General features: G+C 68.9%; 12 protein-coding genes. 5 read left to right on the forward strand and 7 right to left on the reverse strand.

Going from position 1 to position 15,438, the window contains the following annotated elements; all coding sequences use genetic code 11:
* The first annotated feature begins 16 nt into the window (after positions 1 to 16).
* Together DW306_RS15145 and DW306_RS15150 are read left to right on the forward strand one after the other, a co-directional pair.
* Positions 17 to 1,735 (forward strand): ABC transporter family substrate-binding protein, encoded by a 1,719-nt coding sequence (locus DW306_RS15145; protein WP_136056419.1) that lies wholly within the window; start codon positions 17 to 19, stop codon positions 1,733 to 1,735.
* 71 nt (positions 1,736 to 1,806) lie between these two features.
* Positions 1,807 to 2,535: an alpha/beta hydrolase gene (locus DW306_RS15150; protein ID WP_136056420.1), complete on the forward strand. Its 729-nt coding sequence runs from the start codon at positions 1,807 to 1,809 to the stop codon at positions 2,533 to 2,535.
* Here the strand turns inward: DW306_RS15150 and DW306_RS15155 are convergent.
* Together DW306_RS15155 and DW306_RS15160 are read right to left on the reverse strand one after the other, a co-directional pair.
* Positions 2,530 to 3,750 (reverse strand): MFS transporter, encoded by a 1,221-nt coding sequence (locus DW306_RS15155; RefSeq protein ID WP_136056421.1) that lies wholly within the window; start codon positions 3,748 to 3,750, stop codon positions 2,530 to 2,532. The genes DW306_RS15150 and DW306_RS15155 overlap by 6 nt on opposite strands.
* A complete protein-coding gene (locus tag DW306_RS15160; protein ID WP_136056422.1) occupies positions 3,747 to 5,120 on the reverse strand; it encodes a GH1 family beta-glucosidase in 1,374 nt (457 codons plus the stop codon). Before DW306_RS15160 ends, DW306_RS15155 begins: the two co-directional genes overlap by 4 nt.
* 221 nt (positions 5,121 to 5,341) lie before the next feature.
* Between DW306_RS15160 and rpsT the strand changes: the two genes are divergently transcribed.
* The gene (gene rpsT / locus DW306_RS15165; protein ID WP_136056423.1) at positions 5,342 to 5,602 is read left to right on the forward strand and encodes a 30S ribosomal protein S20; all 261 of its coding nucleotides are present in this window, start codon (positions 5,342 to 5,344) and stop codon (positions 5,600 to 5,602) included.
* Between the two features lie 79 nt (positions 5,603 to 5,681).
* Here the strand turns inward: rpsT and holA are convergent, their stop codons facing one another.
* The 5 genes from holA to DW306_RS15190 all read right to left on the reverse strand — a co-directional run bounded on the left by holA (position 5,682) and on the right by DW306_RS15190 (position 13,693).
* Positions 5,682 to 6,719, reverse strand: a complete 1,038-nt coding sequence (holA, locus tag DW306_RS15170; RefSeq protein WP_136056424.1) for a DNA polymerase III subunit delta — start codon at positions 6,717 to 6,719, stop codon at positions 5,682 to 5,684.
* Positions 6,720 to 6,756: 37 nt separating this feature from the next.
* On the reverse strand, positions 6,757 to 9,069 hold the full coding sequence (locus DW306_RS15175; protein WP_136056425.1) for a ComEC/Rec2 family competence protein: 2,313 nt from the start codon (positions 9,067 to 9,069) through the stop codon (positions 6,757 to 6,759).
* Positions 9,066 to 9,665, reverse strand: coding sequence for a ComEA family DNA-binding protein (locus DW306_RS15180; RefSeq protein WP_136056426.1), 600 nt, complete (start codon positions 9,663 to 9,665; stop codon positions 9,066 to 9,068). The genes DW306_RS15175 and DW306_RS15180 overlap by 4 nt, the downstream gene beginning before the upstream one ends.
* A gap of 97 nt (positions 9,666 to 9,762) precedes the next feature.
* Entirely contained in the window at positions 9,763 to 12,339 is a 2,577-nt protein-coding gene (gene leuS / locus DW306_RS15185) for a leucine--tRNA ligase (protein WP_136056427.1), read from the reverse strand.
* 34 nt (positions 12,340 to 12,373) lie between these two features.
* Positions 12,374 to 13,693 (reverse strand): anthranilate synthase component I family protein, encoded by a 1,320-nt coding sequence (locus DW306_RS15190; RefSeq protein WP_136056428.1) that lies wholly within the window; start codon positions 13,691 to 13,693, stop codon positions 12,374 to 12,376.
* 42 nt (positions 13,694 to 13,735) lie between these two features.
* Here DW306_RS15190 and DW306_RS15195 point away from each other — a divergent pair, with 42 nt between their 5' ends.
* Both DW306_RS15195 and DW306_RS15200 read left to right on the forward strand, forming a co-directional pair.
* Positions 13,736 to 14,407 (forward strand): DedA family protein, encoded by a 672-nt coding sequence (locus DW306_RS15195; protein WP_136056429.1) that lies wholly within the window; start codon positions 13,736 to 13,738, stop codon positions 14,405 to 14,407.
* Positions 14,408 to 14,411: 4 nt separating this feature from the next.
* Positions 14,412 to 15,437: a phosphatase domain-containing protein gene (locus DW306_RS15200; protein WP_136056430.1), complete on the forward strand. Its 1,026-nt coding sequence runs from the start codon at positions 14,412 to 14,414 to the stop codon at positions 15,435 to 15,437.
* The last annotated feature ends 1 nt before the right edge of the window (position 15,438 follow it).

Consider the following 15,438-nt stretch of genomic DNA (forward strand, 5'->3'; position numbering starts at 1 on the left):
AGGCGGAAGGAGCACCATGAAGAACAAGAAGTTGTTGGGGGCCCTCGCGATCAGCGGCGCCCTCGCACTCGCCCTCGCGGGTTGCGCGAGCGGCTCCGGGAACACCGGCGGCGGGGACAACGGCGGCGGCGAAGCGGTCGAGACCAAGGTGGCGGACTACAACCCGCAGCCCCGCGAGAACCTCCAGGAGGGCGGCGAGGTCAACTTCCCGATCAACGAGGTTCCCGAGCAGCTGAACGCGTTCAACAGCGATGCCAGCGCCGACACCTCGCGCCTGTGGTCGTGGTACATGCCGCAGATCCTGCTCGTGGCCCCGGAAGGCGAGGTCACGAAGAACGACGCCTACCTCGACGCCTACGAGATCGGCGAAGACGGCGGCAACACGACCCTCACCTTCACGTTCACCGAAGAAGCGCACTTCAACGACGGCACCGACATGGACTGGACTGCCATCGACGCCACCTGGAAGGCGAACAAGTCGTCCGAAGAGGGCTTCAACCCGAACTCGACCGACGGCTACAAGCAGATCGCCTCCGTCGAGCAGGGTGACACCCCGAAGACCGCCGTGGTCACGTTCGACGGCGAGTACGCGTGGCCGTCGACGCCGTTCCTCACCGGTGGTGTGCTGAACCCCGCCATCGCCGACCCGACCGTCTTCAACGAGGGCCTCATCGGCAACATGCACCCGGAGTGGGGTGCGGGGCCGTACACCGTCGACGAGTTCGACGTCAACGCGCAGTTCGTCTCCTTCAAGCCGAACCCCGAATGGTGGGGCAACGCCCCGCTGCTCGACAAGGTGACGTTCACGGGCATGGAGCCTGACGCCTCGCTCAACGCGTTCAAGAACGGCGAGATCGACATGGTCGGCGCCAACACGAACGATCGCCTCAAGCAGGTCCAGGATGTCGATGACACCGTCGTGCGCCGCGCACAGCAGACCGCGAAGACGGTTCTGATCGTCGACGCCGACAAGCCGCAGTTCTCCGACCTGAATGTCCGCAAGGCGTTCTTCCTCGGCGTCAACATCGATCAGCAGAAGCAGATCGCGTGGAACGGCCTCGGCTACGAAGAGGAGCCCTCCGGCTCGCTGAACCTCTACGGTTTCCAGGACGGCTACAAGGACTCGTTCAAGACCGCCGGTCTGAAGTACGACCCCGATGAGGCCAAGAAGCTCCTCGACGAGGCCGGCTGGACCGAGGGCGACGACGGCATCCGCGAGAAGGACGGCGAGAAGCTGTCCGTCGTCTACCCGATCTTCGGTGAGGACCCCACGACCGAGGCCCTCGCGAAGTCGATCCAGGCTCAGCAGAAGGAGATCGGCATCGACGTCAAGGTCGAGGTTCGCGCCTCGGCTGACTTCTCGAACGACTTCACGTCGAAGAACTGGGACATGTTCTCGCTCCGGTTCACGGATTCCGACCCGTTCGGCCCCGCGTACTTCTGCCAGCTCTACTGCTCGGACAGCGGTCTGAACCTGTCGGCGACCGGCTCTGCCGAGATCGACAAGCAGATCGCCGACGAGGTCGAGTCGCAGCCGGACGCAGAGTCCTGGACCGCGGCGTCGATGGAGCTCGAGCCGAAGATCATCGAAGAGACCTGGGGCGTCATCCCGCTCTACAACGGTCCGTCGATCTACGTGGTCAAGAAGGGCCTGGCGAACCTCACGCCGGAGCCGTATGTCGGTCTTGACCTCTTCGGAGTCACCCCGGTCGAGAACGTCGGCTGGGAGAAGTAATTCCCTGACACATCGTGTCTGAGCGGGGTCGGTGGTTCATCCACCGGCCCCGCTTTCCTTATGCTGAACGCGTGAGCGTCCAGATCGTCTTCGTACACGGCATCCGCACGTCTGCGACGATGTGGCGCTCGCAGCTCGCCTACCTCGACGCGCAGGGGTACTCGTACACCGCCGTCGACCTCCCCGGGCACGGCTCGCGCATGCAGGAGGATTTCACCCTCCATGAAGCACTGCACACGATCGATGCCGCTGTGCGTGCGGCCGCCGCGAAGGGACCTGTGCTGCTCGTCGGTCACTCGATGGGCGGGCTGCTCTCCCTCACCTACGCGGGTGGAGCCCAGACGCCGCCGGTCGCCGGACTGGTCGCCGCGGCCTGCACCTCACTCCCCCGAGGCGCCGGGCTCTCGGCCTATCGGCTGCTGTTCCGCGCTGTCGACTCACTGCCGGATCGCGGGATGTGGCTCACCCGTCGCATGCTGGCGGCGACCATCCCCGCCGAGACGCGCTCGGACTTCGCCGCGGGCGGCTACGCCCTCGACACGCAGGATGCCGCGTTGCAGAGCCTCTCCACACTCGATGTCGCCACGGCTGTGGAACGGATCACGATCCCGCTGTGGTTCGTGAACGGTCAGTACGACCAGCTCCGGGTGAACGAGCGCCTCTTCCAGCGTCTCGCGCCGCATGCCGAGCTCATCGTCGTGCCGCGGACCACTCATCTCGTGACGGCGATGCGCCCCCGCGTCTTCAACGCCGTGCTGCAGCTCGCGATCGCGACGATCGACGCCGCCGACGAGTCATGACCGCGCGGGCTGACGCGCGCAGGCCGTGAGAACGCCGCCGACGAGCGAGAGCACGGCGGCCGCGACGAACACGAGCCAGAACCCGCCGACGAGTGCGACGAGTCCTGCCCCCAGCACGGGCCCGATGAGCTGTCCCAGCGCCGCGGTGACGTTGACGATGCCGAGGTCGCGCGCGTGGTCCTGCTCATCCGGGAGCAGATCCGCCGCGAACGCGAGGCCCACGGTCGAGAAGGCCCCGTATCCGAGACCCATGAGAGCGGCGGCCACCATCGTCATCTCGAATGTCGGCACGAGGGCGATCGCCACTCCGGATGCCGCCTGCACGACGGTCGCGGCGACCGTGAGCGTACGCCGGTTCCCGGTGCGATCCGAGACGATGCCCGTGAACACGGAAGCGATCACCACGAACACCGTGTAGACGATGATGAGCAGCAGCAGGTTGTCCTGCGCGACCGCATTCTCCTGCCCGAGGCCATGCAGCAGGAAGAACAGCAACAGCGCGGTGCCGAGGGCGTTGCCGATGTTCGTGACCAGACGGCCGGACAGCATCCAGGCGAAGTCGCGATCGCGCAGCGAGGCGAGGGTCTTGCGTCCCTCCCCCTTCGGACGCATCTCTGCCGTTCCGGGCGGATCCGGCAGGAGCAGTGCAGCGGCGGTTCCGATCACGGCGATGATGCCGGCCAACAGCATGTATCCGTCCTGGATTCCGAGTCCCAGGAGCACGACGAGACCGACGCCGAAGACGATGCCCACGGCCTGACTCGAGCCGACGGCAGCGGCGGCGGCACCGCGTTGCGTCGTCGGCAGCTGATCCGCGATCAGTGCGGTGAACGCTGCCGACGAGACTGCCACGCCGATGGAGACGCCGACCCACCCGGCTCCGACCGCCCAGGGGCCGCTCGCGAAGCCGGTGAGGACGAGACAGATCGCGGTGAGCCAGACACCCCCGAGCGCCCAGGGACGTCGACGATGCCTTCCCGCCGCCGCGCGATCCGAGAGGGCTCCGGCCGCAGGCCCCGCGACGATCCCGGCGAGTCCGCCGATGCCGAGCACGAGGCCGGAAGAGACGACTCCGCGAATCCAGTCGTCCTCGGGGGTGTCGAGCTGCAGCGGCAGGAGCAGCTGCACGGGGGTGAGCTGCACGGTCCAGATGGCGAGCCACGCCAGCGTGAACAGCGACATCCATCGGGCACCGGCCCTGGTCACCGTGTTCATCGTGCACCCTCCTTCGGCCCGACAGCAGTTCGGGTGGTCGCGATGAGGTCGCGGTACCAGTCGTACGAGGCCTTGGGCGTGCGTTCACCCGTCTCGAAGTCGACGTGGACGAGTCCGAAGCGCTGCGTGTAGCCATCGGCCCACTCCCAGTTGTCGAGCAGCGACCACACCGTGTACTCCTCCACCGGAACACCCGCGGCGATTGCTTCTGCGACCGCGGCGATGTGGCCCGCGAGGTAGGCGATCCGGTCGGCGTCCTCGACGCGCCCCGCACGATCCGGCTCGGGGAAGGAAGCGCCGTTCTCGCCGATGATCACCGGCGGAAGGTGCGGATGCCGCGCGTGCAGGTCGATCAGGAGATCGCGGAGCGCCCCCGGCATGATCGGCCATTCCGGCCCGAACCCTGTCACGGGCGCGCCGGGCGTCGGCACGATGTCGAACGGAATCGGGCTCGCCGCATCCGCCGCGGTGACGGTGGTCGGATTGTAGAAGTTGACGCCGTAGAAGTCGATGGATGCGGCGATCGCGGCGAGGTCGCCGTCCTGCACCGGCATCGGCGGGAGCCCGAACGCCTCCAGGTCGGGATAGGCACCGGCGAGGAGGGGCTCGCTGAACACGCGGTTGTGGAGCGTGTCGTACACCGCCGCCGCCTGCCTGTCCTCCGCGGAGTCGTGGAGAGGCAGGACCCAGGTGTGGTTGTTCACGAGACCGACCTGGGCGGCGCCGCGGTCGCGCAGGACCTGCGAAGCCCGCGCGTGGGCGAGGAGCTGGTGGTGCACGGTGGGGAGCGCGTCGAAGAGGAGCTGTCTGCCCGGAGCGAGTGCCCCGACCGCATAGCCCTGCAGGGTCGTCATCGCGGGCTCGTTGAGGGTGTACCACTGCGCGACCCGGTCGCCCAGACGGTCGGCCACCATGCTGACGTAGTCGGCGAAACGCTCGGCGGTGTCACGGGTCAGCCAGCCGCCATCCGCCTCCACGGTGCTGGGCATCTCCCAGTGATAGAGCGTCGGGAACGGGGCCACGCCGGCGTCCAGAAGGAGGTCGACGAGGCGCGAGTAGTGATCGAGCGCAGCCGCGTTGCCCGCTCCCCCGCCTTCGGGCTGCACGCGCGCCCAGGGGATCGAGAAGCGGTAGCGATCGAGGCCGAGGCCGGCGGCGAGGGCGACGTCGGCTTCCGGATGCCGATAGCTGTCGCACGCGGGATCGGCCGTGGAGCCGTCGACGATCGCGTCGGGCGCTGCGAGGAAGTCATCCCAGATGGATCGACCGCGTCCGTCCGCGTCGCGAGACCCTTCGATCTGGAACGCGGAGGTCGCCGCGGACCAGCGGAATCCTGCGGGGAGAGTCGAGCGAGTGGGAACGGCGGTCATGTGACTCCTCGACGTCGGTGTCCGGATAAGGTTGATTCTGCACCCAGTGCCAGCAGATCCGCGACTCGGTGCCGCTCCTGCCGGTCGTTTCGCGCGATCGCGTCGTCTGCTGATAGACTCGACTCTTGGCTTGCGTGTGGGTTCTTCCCTCACGACCGCTGTGCAGCAGCCCTCTTCTGCTGCCGGCATCTCCCATCACTCCTGTACAGAAGGTTCCACACGTGGCAAACATCAAGTCGCAGATCAAGCGCAACAAGACCAACGAGAAGGCTCACGAGCGCAACAAGGCCGTGAAGAGCGAGCTCAAGACGCTCATCCGCTCGACCAAGACCGCTGTCGCCGCTGGCGACAAGGCCGCTGCCGAGGCCACGCTGAAGAAGGCCGCCGTCAAGCTCGACAAGGCCGTCAGCAAGGGCGTTCTGCACAAGAACCAGGCGTCGAACCGCAAGTCGGCTCTCGCCAAGCAGGTCTCCGCTCTCTGAGCGACAGCATCAGCTGCTGAGAAAAGCCCGCCTCTTCGGAGGCGGGCTTTTTCGTGCCTTGTTGCGCCGCTCTGGGGTTCTACGCCCCGAACGGCTCTCGGGTGGCGATGACGGTGATCATGCGCTCGAGAGCGAAGATGGGGTCGCGTGCTGCGCCCTTGACCTCGGCGTCGGCCCGGGCGGTCGCCTGGATCGCCATGCCGAGCGAACGCTCATTCCAGCCGGCGAGGTCGCGGCGGGCACGGTCGACCTGCCAATCCTTCATGCCCAGACGCTGTGCCAGCTGCCTGCTGGGCTCGCGGTTGCCCGCCACACGCGCCATGGTGCGCAGCTTCATGGCGAACGCGGCGACCATTGGCACCGGATCGGCGCCGGACGAGAGCGCATGACGCAGGGCGATCAGCGCCTCGCCGTAGCGGCCCGCGATGGCGGTGTCGGCGACGACGAACGCCGACACTTCGACACGGCCGCCGTAGTACCGGGTGACGACGTCTTCGGTGATGTCGCCCTCGACGTCGCCGATCAGCTGCTGGCATGCCGCCGCGAGCTCGGTGAGGTCATCGGCGAAGGCCGAGACCAAGGCTCGGAGCGCCGGCGGCGCGATGCGCTTCTTCGCCGAGCGGAACTCCCCCGCGGCGAAGTCGACGCGGTCGCTGTCGCGCTTGATCGCGGGCACGGCGATCTCGATGCCGCCTCCGGTGCCGGCACGGAGGGCGTCGAGGAGCTTCTTGCCTCGCACGCTGGCGCCCGTGTGGCGCAGCACGACGGTCGCGCCCTCCTGCGGGTGGTCGAGGTACGACACCGCCTCTTGGATGAAGGCGTCGGTGCACTTCTCCACCCCGGACACGCGGACGAGGCGGGGCTCGCCGAACAGCGACGGCGAGGTCAGCGAGAGCAGCGTGCCGGGCTCGTAATCGTCAGCTCGTACGTCGCTGACCTCGAGAGAGGGGTCTTCCGCACGCAGATAGTCGCGCACCCCGGCGATCGCACGTTCCGCGCAGATCTCCTCGGGGCCGGATACCAGCACGAGCGGGGCCGGATGCGGCTCGCGCCACGACACCTGCGGGATCTTGCCCGCCTTCGCGCCGCCACGGGAAGGGGGACGCGAAGCTGCCATGGATCAAGACTACCGGGGGCGTCCGACGCCGCGTCGGTCACGGCGCCTTCTCCGTCCAGACCTGCAGCTCCTCCTCACGGATCCCGACCAGGATGCGTCCCTGGGTGTCGGTCCGCAGGACGTGCGCCCCGGTCGCCGTCAGCAGATCGAGCGTCTTGTCGCGCGGATGGCCGTAGTCGTTGTCGATACCCGCGCTGAAGATCGCGACCGTGGGGTCGACCGTCTCGTACAGTCCCTGATCCTGATCGGCGCTCCCGTGGTGAGCGACCTTGACCACCGCATAAGCGCCGAGCCGCACGGTGCGCATCAGCGTGCGCTGCGGCTCGGCGGAGAGGTCGCCGAGGAACAACGAGCGCGGCACCCCGCCCCCGGCGAAGTCGATCACGACGCTCGCGTCATTTCCCGCGGGGAAGGCGGAGGAGCTGCGCGCCGGCCACAGCACCCTCCAGTCGCTGGACCCCAGCACTCCCCGGTCACCCGCCGCCGTGCGGCTCAGGCGGGCACCGCCCGCTGCCAGATCCTGGAGGAGACGCTCATCCGTCGGCTCGGCAGGAGGACCGTGCAGCACCGCGTCGACCCGGCCGATCACGGCTGCCGTGCCACCCACGTGGTCGAGGTCGAAATGGGAGAGGACGAGCACGTCGATGCGTTCGATGCCGAGCGACCGCAAGCACGTCGACAGGACCTCCGGATCCGGCCCGGTGTCGATCAGGGCAACCTCGTCGTCGGAGCGCACCAGCACCGCGTCGCCCTGCCCGACGTCGCACGCGGCGATCGCCCAGCCGTCGGGTGCCGTCGCAGTGGCGAGCGGGCCCGTCAGGAGCACGCGTGCGCCACCGAGAGAGAGGACCACGATCATGACGCCAGCGGCCAGCCGACGCGCAGGCGACAGCCACCGAGGCGGAGCGTGTCCTGGGGGCACGCGTGCTCGGACCACCACGAGGGCAACCGATGCACTCACCACCAGCACCAGCAGTGCGCTTCCGATCCCTGCGGGAAGCAGCAGCTCCGCCACCGGCAGCCGTGCGGTCGTGGTGGCCGTCGTCGCGATCCATGCGGCCGGGAGCCAGGCGGAGGCCGTCAGAACATCGGCGAGCAGCGGCAGGGGTGCCGCGAGACACGCCAGCAGTCCGATCACGGTGGCGACAGGAGCCGCCGGTGCGGCGATCAGGTTCGCCGCGATCCCGATCAGAGACTGCTGCTCGGCGAACAGCGCGATGATCGGACCGCACGCGAGTTGCGCGGCGAGCGGCACGGCGACGGCGAGGGCGACGGGCGCCGGCATCCACCGCGCCAGTCCTCTGCTGAGCGGCGGCGCCAGCAGGATCAGCGCTCCGGAGGCCACGACGGAGAGCGCGAATCCCGGCGTCGCGGCCAGCCAGGGGTCCGCCAGCAGGATCATCACCGCGCACAGTGCCAGCATCCCGGCTCCGGCGCTCGGCCGACCCAGCAGGACCGTGAGCATGGCGACACCCGCCATCACCGAGGCGCGGATCACGCTCGGCTCCGGCGTCACGAGCACCACGAACCCGGCCAGAGCCGTCGCTGCCAGCACGACGCGCAGCATCCGTCCGCCTCCGAAGAGCGCCGTCAGCCAGAACACGGCTCCGACGACGATCGCGCAGTTGGCGCCGCTGACGGCCGTGAGGTGACCGAGTCCGCTGGTGCGCATGTCGTCGTTCAGCGCGTCGGTGACGGCGCGCGTGTCGCCCACCGCGAGACCGGGCAGCAGTCCGGCGCCGGGCTCCGGCAGGCGGGTCGATCTCTCGATGAACGCCTGGCGGGCGCCTGCCGCGATGTCGAACACCCCGGCGGCGGGACGGACCACCTCCGCCTCCGTCGAGAAGACGATCAGCGCTGCGCGCTCCCCCGCATCCGTCGCCTGCACCTGACCGACGACGCGTGCATCCGCGCCGAGGTCGAATCCCTCACCCGGTTCGACACCGATGCGCACGGGCACAGACAGTGGGTTCGACTCACCTCGGATGCCGACGCCGGTGGTCTGCGCATCGAACCACAGCTTTCCGTCCTGACCGATCGACGCCGATGAGGTCACGGTCGCCGTCACCTCCACCACGCGCCCCGACCACTCCGCCGCCCTCTCCCGCGCCGGGGCAGACAGCGCGGCCGAGACAGCGACCGCCGCGATCGCCGCGAGCAGCAGCACGACGAGGCCACCTCCCCCGCGCGACCGCTGCATGGACCACCGCTGGAGCGCCACGAAGGAGATGGCCGCGGCCGCGGCCCCTCCCGCCACCCCCCACGACCACCCGGTGACGAACGCACAGAGCAGCGCCGCCGCCCAGACTCCGGCAGCTACCGGCAGAAGTCGGAAATCTCGAGGGTTCACACCCGAACCCCCTCGCGGATGCCGGCGAGCAGCTTCTCGCCGATCCCGGGCACGGCGAGCAGATCATCGACCGACTGGAAGCGGCCATTCTCCTCCCGCCAGGCGATGATCCGCTCGGCCAGCGCCGGTCCGATGCGCGGCAGCGTCTCCAGGGCCGCCTGGTCCGCCGTGTTGAGATCGACCCGATCGTCTCCGGGAGGCGCCGCTCCCGTCGCATCGGAAGCTGCTCCCATCGTCGGCACGACGATCTGCTCGCCGTCGGCGAGGACGCGCGCCAGGTTCACTGCCGTCAGATCGGCGTCATCCGTCGTTCCGCCCGCGGCGGCCACGGCATCCACGAGCCGCGCATCGAGATCGAGAACATAGAGCCCGGGGCGCTCCACCGCGCCGAGCACATGCACGTAGAGGTCACCGGAGTCCTCTGATGAGCTGCCTTCGTCGGTCAGAGGCAACGACGCTGCCGGGCTCGCCTGGCCGCGCATGATGCCGAGTCCGACGGCCGCCGACAGCACGACGAGGGCGAGCACGACTCCCGCACCGATGCTGAGGCGCAGTCGACGTCGCGGCGGCGCGGGAGGAAGCGTCTCTGCGGGCATTCCGCAACGCTAGGCGTCGCCGACCCGCCCCACGTGCCACGAGACCACCACCCGGGGACAACCCGTGAGGATCGCCCCCGGTGGAGGAATCCTCGACTCAGCCCTTGACGACGAAGCTGACGATCTTCGGAGCGCGCACGACGACCTTGACGATCTCGCGGTCGCCGATCGACCGGATCACACGCTCGTCCGCACGCGCCAGAGCCTCGAGCTCGGCCTCGCCGATGCGCGCCGACACCTCGAGCTGCGCGCGCACCTTGCCGCCCACCTGCACGACCGCGGTGATCGTGTCTTCCACGAGCAGCGCGGGATCCGCAGAACGCCAGGTCACCAGGCCGACCGACGGCTCGTGCCCGAGCATCTCCCACATCTCCTCCGCGGTGTGCGGGGCGATGAGGTCGAGCATCACGGCGATCGTCTCGGCGGCCTCGCGCACGGCCGGGTCGGTGGCACCGGTCGGACCGTCGATGGTCTTGCGCGTGATGTTGACGAGCTCCATCAGACGCGCGACGAGCACGTTGAACTTCGTCTGCTCGACCAGGGCCGGAGCCTCGGCGAGCAGCTTGTGCGTCGCGCGGCGCAGGGCTGCGTCACCCGTGGCGAAGACCACGTCCACCGGGCTGTCCACCTCGCCGGCGATGCGGAGGGCGCGGGCCAGGAACTTCTGCGCGCCGGTCGTCGAGACGTCTGCCCAGTCCTTGTCGTCCTCCACGGGACCGGCGAATGCGAGGCCCACGCGCAGGGCGTCGGCGCCATAGGCGTCGAGCTCCTCTTCGAAGAGCACGAGGTTGCCCTTGCTCTTCGACATCTTCGCGCCGTCGAGCAGCACCATGCCCTGATTGATCAGGTTGGAGAACGGCTCGGTGAAGTCGATCAGCCCCATGTCGAACAGCACCTTGGTGATGAAGCGCGCATAGAGCAGGTGCAGGATGGCGTGCTCGACACCGCCGATGTACGAGTCGACCGGAGCCCAGCGCGCTGCCTGAGCGGGGTCGAACGCGACCGTGTCGCTGTTCGGCGACAGGAAGCGCAGGAAGTACCACGAGCTGTCGACGAAGGTGTCCATCGTGTCGGGGTCGCGCAGCACCGGGTCACCGGTCTCGGGGTCGACCGTCTGCACCCAGCTCTCGGCCGCGCCGAGCGGCGACGAGCCCTTCGGCTTCAGGTCGAGACCTTCGATGCTCGGCAGCTTCACCGGGAGCTGTTCCTCGGGCACGGGGATGATCCGGCCGTCCTCCGCGTGCAGCATCGGGATCGGCGTGCCCCAGAAGCGCTGACGCGAGATCAGCCAGTCGCGCAGCCGATAGTTCTTGGCGGCGCGTCCGGTGCCGGTCGATTCCAGCTGCTCGATCGCGCGGGCGATCGCGTTGCGCTTGGACAGGCCGTTCAGCGCGCCGGAGTTGATCATCCGCCCCTCGCCGGTCAGAGCGATGCCCGTGGAAGCCGGGTTCTGCTCGTCGAGCGCGGCACCGGTGTCGATCGGCACGCCCTCCTCGTCGACCTCGATCACGGGCATGGCACCCGTGACAGGGGCCGTGGTGTCGACGACGACCTTGACCGGCAGGTCGAACGCGCGGGCGAAGTCCAGGTCGCGCTGGTCGTGCGCGGGCACGGCCATGACCGCGCCGTGGCCGTAGTCGGCCAGCACGTAGTCCGCCGCCCAGACGGGCAGCTTCTCGCCGTTGACGGGATTGACCGCGTAGCGCTCCAGGAACACACCGGTCTTCGGGCGGTCCGTGGACTGCCGATCGATGTCGGTCTCCTTCTGCACCTGCTCCAGGTAGGTGCGGAAGCGGTCCTGCACCTCGGCGGGTGCGCCCGCGACGAGTTCGGAGGCCAGGTCGGAGTCGGGAGCGACGACGAAGAACGTGGCGCCGTGCAGCGTGTCGGGACGCGTCGAGAACACGGTCACCGGCTCGTCGCGACCCTCGATGCGGAAGTCGACATCGGCACCGACCGAGCGGCCGATCCAGTTGCGCTGCATCTGCAGCACCTTGTGCGGCCAGAAGCCCTCGAGCTGGTTCAGATCGTCGAGCAGCCGGTCGGCGTAGTCGGTGATCTTGAAGTACCACTGGGTCAGCTTCTTCTTCACGACCTCGTAGCCGCAGCGCTCGCAGCGGCCGTCGACGACCTGCTCGTTCGCCAGCACGGTCTGGTCGTTCGGGCACCAGTTCACGGCGCTCTTCTTGCGGTAGGCCAGCCCGCGCTCGTGCAGCTTCAGGAACAGCCACTGGTTCCAGCGGTAGTACTCCGGGTCGGAGGTGTGCAGCACGCGCGACCAGTCGAACGAGACCCCGTACGACTGGAATGCGGCCTTCTGCTGGGCGATGTTCGTGTAGGTCCACTCGCGAGGATCGGCGCCCTGGCGGATGGCGGCGTTCTCGGCGGGCAGCCCGAACGAGTCCCAGCCGATCGGGTTGAGCACGTTGTGCCCGCGGTGGCGCCAGAAACGGGCCACGATGTCGGAGTACAGGTAGTTCTCGGCGTGCCCCATGTGCAGGTCGCCGGAGGGGTACGGGAACATCGCCAGCACGTACCGCCGCGGGCGTGTGTCGTCATCGCCCCCCGTGAGGAAGGTCTCGTTCTCCGCCCAGTACTTCTGCCACTTGCTCTGAATGGCGTGCGCCGACGGGGTCCCCTCGTCAGCGGGACCGAAGGACAGGTTCTCAGACAACGAACGCACGACCAATCTGCAGGGAAAAACGGGATCAGTTCAGGATATCGGAACGCCAGAGCGCGGGCATTTCGGCGCCGAGCGCCGCCAGCGGGGCACGGGCCTTCGTGGCGACCTCGGCGACCTCGTCGGCCGCGACCGATCCCCACGTGATCCCGCCTCCGGCGCCGACCACCGCGGCGTCGTCGTCGATCACGATGCTGCGGATGACCATCGCCAGATCCACCGCGCCGTCGACACCGACGTACCCGAAGCATCCCGCGTAGACGCCCCGCGGGCCGCCCTCCAGCTGATGCAGCTGTGTCATGGCGGACAGTTTCGGCGCACCGGTCATGCTCCCCGCGGGGAACGTCGCCTCGAGCAGAGCACCGACCGTGGTGCCCTCCGCCGCTCTGCCGCTGACGGTACTGACGAGCTGGTGCACGGCCGGGTAGCTCTCCACGACCCAGAGGCCGTCGACGCGGATCGACCCGGGGACGCACACCCGCGACAGGTCGTTGCGCATCAGGTCGACGATCATCACGTTCTCGGCGCGCTCCTTGATGTTCTCCGCGAGTTCTCGGGCGAGAGCGGCATCCCTCTGCGGATCCGCGCTGCGCGGCCTCGTCCCCTTGATCGGTCGCGAGCGGACGACACCTCCCCCGGCGTGCAGGAACTGCTCGGGACTCGCGCTCAGGAGCGCCCGGCCGCCGATGCGGACGAATCCGCCGTGATGCGCGGGCGTGGCCGCCCGGAGGCGCTCGTAGACGGCGACGGCGTCGTGCGCGCCCGGCACGGTGAACCGCGTCGTGAGGCAGAGCTGATAGGCGATGCCGGCGCGGATCAGCTCCCGGCAGCGCTCGATGAGCGCGGCGTATTCGGCGGGCTCGTGCCGCGCGTCCGCGATCAGGACGTCGTCGTCCGTCCCGCGCGCGGACACGGTCTGCACAGAAGCGGATGCCGACTCGACGGCGACCGCCCACGGCTCGGCGTCCTCGTCCGCGCTGAGCGTCCATGCACGCCCGGCGGCGTGGTCGAATGCGACGGCGCGAGTGGCCCACAGCCATGAAGGCGCAGCGCGCTCGGTGCGATCCGACACCGGGGCACCTGCCACCGCTGCCCCGCTCTCGTAGTCGCGCCATCCGACCCAACCACCCACGAACGGCGACAGCGTGCCATCGCCCGGAGCGACATCCAGTCGGACATCCTCGCCGAGTTCGGCAGGCACGCCGACGCCGACGAAGCTCCACCCTTCGGTCGCCGCGGCTCCCGCATCGAGCCAGAAGACGTCGGCGGATCCCTGCTCCAGCATCCGGAACACGCTCGCCGGCTCCACCCAGCGAGACAGCTCTCGGGGACTCAGGCGTTCGCGCACCTTTCCAGCCTAGGACCGGGGGTGCTCCCGTATCCTCAAGGAGTGGAGGACTTCGTACCGTGGCTGATCGATTTCATGCGGTCGATCGATCCGGTCGCGCGCACCCTCATCGCGGGCCTCGCCGTGCTGCTCGAGACGAGCGTCCTCATCGGTCTCGTCGTCCCGGGTGACACGGTCGTCCTCGTCGCATCCATCGGCATCACCAGCCCGGCGCAGGCCGTCGCGATGATCGTCGCCGTGCTGGTCGGCGCACTGATCGGCGAGAGCATCGGCTTCGTGCTCGGGCGCTGGATCGGTCCGTACATCCGAGCGTCCTGGGTAGGACGCCGGGTCGGCGAGGCGAACTGGGTGCGAGCGGAGCGCTACCTCGCCCGTCGCGGGGGCATCGCCATCTTCCTGTCGCGCTTCCTCCCCGTGCTGCACTCGCTCGTCCCCCTCACCGTGGGGATGAGCAACTTCTCGTACCGCCGATTCCTCGCCTGGACGGCGCCCGCCTGCCTGCTGTGGGCGACGGCCTATGTGAGCATCACGTCTCTCGCGGCCGGAAGCTTCGACGAGCTCGCCGACCAGGTGCACTACGCCGGGTACATCTTCGTGGGGATCATCGCCCTCTTCCTCGTCCTGGTCTTCGTCGGCAAGAAGGTGCTGCACCGGCTCGAATCCCGTCACCTGGAGGCCGGGGACGCGGAGACGGACGCCGACGTGAAAGACTGAGCCAATGGCTTCCGCACCCTCGGCGCCCCGGATCCACTGGTTCGCGCGCCTCGAGCACCGCATCCACGTCTGGCGTGAGGGGCGTGCGCGGCGCCGCGGACGCATCGCGACGATCCTCCCGTTCCCCGGATACGGCGGGCCCGGCTGGGTGCGAGTGGTCGGCCGTGTGCTGATCGTCCCCCCGCTGCGGAAGACGCGAGACGGGGAACCTGCGAGCGTGCGCGGCTGGCGCAGCTTCGTCGGCATCCCGGTGAGCTTCGCCGCCGTGACCGTGCACTTCGGGGACTCCACCCACCAGGTGGTCGCCGACCGCGGCGGCGTGGTCGACACGGTCATCCACGCCGATCTCGAACCCGGGTGGCAGACGTTCACGATCTCCGTCGAGGGGCAGGAGCCCGTCGAGGCGCGCGCGTTCATCGTCGCGAAGGACACCACGTTCGGTGTGGTGTCGGATGTCGACGACACCGTCATGGTGACCGCCCTCCCCCGCCCGTTCATCGCCTTCTGGAACTCCTTCGTTCTCGACGAGCACGCGCGCCTTCCCGTACCGGGGATGGCCGTGCTCCTCGATCAGCTGCTGCGGCAGCACCCGGGCGCCCCGATGGTGTACCTGTCGACCGGTGCGTGGAACGTCGCCCCGACGCTCTGGCGCTTCCTCAGCCGTCACCTGTTCCCGGCGGGTTCCATGCTGCTCACGGACTGGGGCCCCACGCATGACCGCTGGTTCCGCAGCGGGCGCGAGCACAAGCTCACGAACCTGCGCCGTCTCGCTACCGAATTCCCGCACGTGACGTGGCTTCTGATCGGTGATGACGGTCAGCACGACGAGTCGATCTACACGCAGTTCATGGAGGAGCACCCTGAATCCGTCGCGGGCGTCGCGATCCGTCGCCTGCTCCCCGCCGAGGCCGTGCTGGCCGGCGGTCGCGCCGAGTCGGAGCCGCACGCCGCGGACTCCGCTCCCTGGGTCAGTGCCGAAGACGGCGCCGGGCTCCGCGACCAGCTCGGCGAGGCCGGCATCCTGAACTGAG

Origin of the sequence: Microbacterium sp. K24 (assembly GCF_004794465.1) — a bacterium.
GTDB lineage: Bacteria > Actinomycetota > Actinomycetes > Actinomycetales > Microbacteriaceae > Microbacterium.

Bases quoted from the DNA above. Each gene is read 5' to 3' on its own strand.
- DW306_RS15180 (WP_136056426.1), bottom strand. From the start codon at position 9,665: ATGCCCGCAGAGACGCTTCCTCCCGCGCCGCCGCGACGTCGACTGCGC.
- DW306_RS15145 (WP_136056419.1), top strand. From the start codon at position 17: ATGAAGAACAAGAAGTTGTTGGGGGCCCTCGCGATCAGCGGCGCCCTC.
- DW306_RS15160 (WP_136056422.1), bottom strand. From the start codon at position 5,120: ATGACCGCCGTTCCCACTCGCTCGACTCTCCCCGCAGGATTCCGCTGG.
- holA (WP_136056424.1), bottom strand. From the start codon at position 6,719: ATGGCAGCTTCGCGTCCCCCTTCCCGTGGCGGCGCGAAGGCGGGCAAG.
- DW306_RS15155 (WP_136056421.1), bottom strand. From the start codon at position 3,750: ATGAACACGGTGACCAGGGCCGGTGCCCGATGGATGTCGCTGTTCACG.
- DW306_RS15200 (WP_136056430.1), top strand. From the start codon at position 14,412: ATGGCTTCCGCACCCTCGGCGCCCCGGATCCACTGGTTCGCGCGCCTC.